Source organism: Micromonospora foliorum (genome assembly GCF_022229015.1).
In the GTDB taxonomy this organism is placed as follows: Bacteria; Actinomycetota; Actinomycetes; order Mycobacteriales; family Micromonosporaceae; genus Micromonospora; species Micromonospora foliorum.
Genome location: NZ_JAKKFF010000410.1, coordinates 1 through 3787 on the forward strand (window position 1 = coordinate 1; position 3787 = coordinate 3787).

General features: G+C 70.6%; 3 protein-coding genes and 1 pseudogene. 3 read left to right on the plus strand and 1 reads right to left on the minus strand.

Going from position 1 to position 3787, the window contains the following annotated elements; all coding sequences use genetic code 11:
- Positions 1–728, plus strand: a pseudogene (locus PSH25_RS26005) (leucyl aminopeptidase); the annotation flags it as partial.
- A gap of 46 nt (positions 729–774) precedes the next feature.
- Here the strand turns inward: PSH25_RS26005 and PSH25_RS26010 are convergent.
- Positions 775–1104, minus strand: coding sequence for a hypothetical protein (locus PSH25_RS26010; RefSeq protein WP_238661551.1), 330 nt, complete (start codon positions 1102–1104; stop codon positions 775–777).
- A 178-nt stretch (positions 1105–1282) separates the two neighbouring features.
- Between PSH25_RS26010 and lpdA the strand changes: the two genes are divergently transcribed.
- On the plus strand, positions 1283–2674 hold the full coding sequence (lpdA, locus tag PSH25_RS26015; RefSeq protein WP_238661552.1) for a dihydrolipoyl dehydrogenase: 1392 nt from the start codon (positions 1283–1285) through the stop codon (positions 2672–2674).
- Positions 2675–2740: 66 nt separating this feature from the next.
- On the plus strand, positions 2741–3787 hold a 1047-nt coding region (locus tag PSH25_RS26020), incomplete at its 3' end, for a biotin/lipoyl-containing protein (RefSeq protein ID WP_238661553.1).

Consider the following 3787-nt stretch of genomic DNA (forward strand, 5'->3'; position numbering starts at 1 on the left):
TGGTCGGCAAGGGCATCACCTTCGACACCGGCGGCATCTCGATCAAGCCGGCGCAGGGCATGTGGGAGATGAAGTCCGACATGGCGGGCGCCGCCGCGGTGGGCGCGGCCATGCTGGCGATCGCCGCGCTGAAGCCGACGGTGGCGGTCAGCGCGTACCTGCCGATGGCGGAGAACATGCCGTCGGGCACCAGCTACCGGCCGGGTGACGTCATCACCATGTTCAACGGCAAGCGGGTCGAGGTGCTCAACACCGACGCCGAGGGCCGGATGATCCTGGGCGACGCCATCGCCCGCGCCTGCGCGGACGGCACCGACTACCTGTTCGAGACCTCCACCCTGACCGGCGGCCAGGTCATCGCGCTGGGCAAGCGGGTGGCCGGCGTCATGGGCACCCCGGAGCTGTGCGACCGGGTGAAGGTGGTCGGCGACTCGGTCGGCGAGCCGGCCTGGCCGATGCCGCTGCCCGACGACGTCCGTAAGGGCATGGAGTCGGATGTGGCGGACATCTCGCAGGTCAACGCCGGGATGGACCGGGCCGGTCACATGCTGCAGGGCGGCGTGTTCCTGCGCGAGTTCGTGACCGACGACGTGGCCTGGGCGCACATCGACATCGCCGGGCCGGGTTACCACTCGGGCGAGCCGACCGGCTACTGGACCAAGGGCGGCACCGGCGTCCCGGTCCGCACGCTGGTGCAGCTCGTCGAGGATGTCGCCACCAACGGCTGACGGACACGCGAAGGGGCCCCCTGCTCAGGGGGCCCCTTCGCGTTTCTCAGTGCCGCTCGGGGCGACGTTTGCGTCGCTCGTTGAAGTCGCGCATCCGCTGCGGGTAGCCCATCAGCCGGACGTCGTACACCGGGATGCCCATCCGGTGCGCGAAGCGCCGGGCCCCGTCCGGGCCGTCGATGCGCCGGCGGGTCCACTCCCCGTCGTCGGCGATCAGGATGACCGTCGTCTCCGTCACGGTCGTCCGGGGCTCGATGTACGCCTCGACGCCGCGCCGGCTCCGGATGAAGTTCTCCAGATGCTCCAGATCGCCACGATCGGCGGCACGGTCACGGCTCGGCACAGCCGCCTGTTTGCGGCGCCGGAACAACCCCACCGGATCTCTCCCCCACCGTGCGTCATCGACAACGGTGCCAAGGGTACGTGTCGATGACGTGTCGTTGGGCACCTCAGTACGCACCCTGTGCTCAGTGGTGACAAGATGACCGAGGTGGGGTGTGTCCGTGTTACATCCCCGTGACCCCCGATGCAGCGACGCGACCTGGGAGTTGGACGTGAGCGAGCCGAACGAAGCGACCTTCGACATTGTCATTCTCGGAGGTGGCAGCGGCGGCTACGCGACCGCGCTGCGCGCCGTCCAGCTGGGCCTGAAGGTCGCGCTGGTCGAGAAGGGCAAGCTCGGCGGCACCTGTCTGCACAACGGCTGCATCCCGACGAAGGCGCTGCTGCACGCGGCGGAGATCGCCGACCAGGCCCGCGAGTCGGAGCAGTTCGGCGTGAAGGCCGAGCTGATCGGCATCGACATGGCCGGGGTCAACGCGTACAAGGACGGTGTCATCTCCCGCCTGTACAAGGGCCTGCAGGGCCTGGTGAGCGGTTCGAAGGGCATCACCTTCGTGGCCGGCGCCGGCAAGCTGGTCGGCAAGAACGTGGTCGAGGTGGACGGCAAGCGTTACACCGGCCGCAACATCGTCCTGGCCTCCGGCTCGTACGCGAAGAGCCTGCCCGGCCTGGAGGTCGACGGCGAGCGGATCATCACCAGCGACCACGCCCTCACGATGGACCGGGTGCCGTCGTCGGTGATCGTGCTCGGTGGCGGCGTGATCGGCGTCGAGTTCGCGAGCGTGTGGAAGTCCTTCGGGGTGGACGTGACGATCGTCGAGGCGCTGCCCCGGCTGGTCGCCGCCGAGGACGAGGAGTCGTCGAAGGCGCTGGAGCGGGCGTTCCGCAAGCGGAAGATCAACTTCAAGGTCGGCAAGCCGTTCGAGAAGGTCGAGAAGACCGAGAGCGGCGTCAAGCTGACCATCCAGGGCGGCGAGACCGTCGAGGCGGAGCTGCTGCTGGTCGCCGTCGGTCGCGGCCCGAACACCGCCAACCTCGGGTACGAGGAGCAGGGCGTCAAGATGGACCGCGGCTACGTGCTGACCGACGAGCGGCTGCGCACCAGCGTGCCGAACGTGTACGCGGTCGGCGACATCGTGCCCGGCCTGCAGCTCGCGCACCGGGGCTTCCAGCAGGGCATCTTCGTGGCCGAGGAGATCGCCGGTCAGACCCCGGCCGTGATCGACGAGGTCGGCATCCCGCGCGTCACCTACTGCGACCCGGAGCTGGCGTCGGTGGGTCTCACCGAGGCCAAGGCCAAGGAGCAGTACGGGGCCGACAAGGTCAAGACGTACAACTACAACCTGGGTGGCAACGGCAAGAGCCAGATCCTCAAGACCACCGGCTTCGTGAAGCTGGTCCGGGTCGAGGACGGCCCGGTGGTCGGCGTGCACATGATCGGCGCCCGGGTCGGTGAGCTGATCGGTGAGGCGCAGCTCATCTACAACTGGGAGGCGTACCCGGCGGAGGTCGCCCAGCTCGTGCACGCCCACCCGACCCAGAACGAGGCCCTGGGCGAGGCGCACCTGGCCCTCGCCGGCAAGCCGCTGCACGCGCACGCCTGATCATCCAAACCGCGGCGTCCGGCGACGGGCGAAGATCCCACCAGGGGAATGAAGGAGTCTCAGAAAATGCCGGTATCGGTCACCATGCCCCGGCTCGGCGAGAGCGTCACCGAGGGCACCGTCACTCGCTGGCTCAAGCAGGAGGGCGACACGGTCGAGGTTGACGAGCCCCTGCTCGAGGTCTCGACCGACAAGGTCGACACCGAGATCCCGTCGCCCGCTGCGGGCGTGCTGAGCCGGATCGTGGTCGGCGAGGACGAGACCGCCGAGGTCGGCAGCGAACTGGCCGTCATCGCCGGTGAGGGCGAGTCGACCGGCGGTGGCGAGGCCGCCCCGCAGGAGCAGGCCCCGGCCGAGTCGGTCGAGTCGGTCGAGCCGGCCGCCGAGCCGACGGCCGCCGCCGAGGGCACCGCCGACGAGGTGGCCCAGGACGAGGCCCCGGCCGGGGCGCCGGCTCCGGCCGCCGCCCCGTCGGGCGAGGGCACCGCGGTGAAGATGCCCGCGCTGGGCGAGAGCGTCACCGAGGGTACGGTCACCCGCTGGCTGAAGCAGGTCGGCGAGACCATCGAGGTCGACGAGCCGCTGCTGGAGGTCTCCACCGACAAGGTGGACACCGAGATCCCGTCGCCGGTCGCCGGCACGGTGCTGGAGATCAAGGTCGCCGAGGACGAGACCGCCGCGGTCGGCGCCGACCTGGCGATCATCGGCGTTGCCGGCGCGGCCCCCGCCCCGGCGCAGCCCGAGCCGAAGGCGGAGGCCAAGCCGGAGCCGAAGGCCGAGCCGAAGCCGGAGCCGAAGGTCGAGGAGCCGACCCCCGGCATGTCGTACAACGAGCCCGCCGCGGAGACCGAGAGCTCGGCGCAGCCGGCGAAGACCGAGCAGGCCGCGCAGCCGGCCGCGTCGACCTCGACGCCGCCGCGCCCGTCCGCCCCGGCACCGGGTGCCGGCGAGGAGGCCGCCGGGTACGTGACCCCGCTGGTGCGCAAGCTGGCCAGTGAGCACGGCGTCGACCTGTCCGCGCTCAACGGCACCGGCGTGGGTGGTCGGATCCGCAAGCAGGACGTGCTGGAGGCCGCCGAGAAGGCGAAGGCCGCCAAGGCCGCTCCCGCCGCC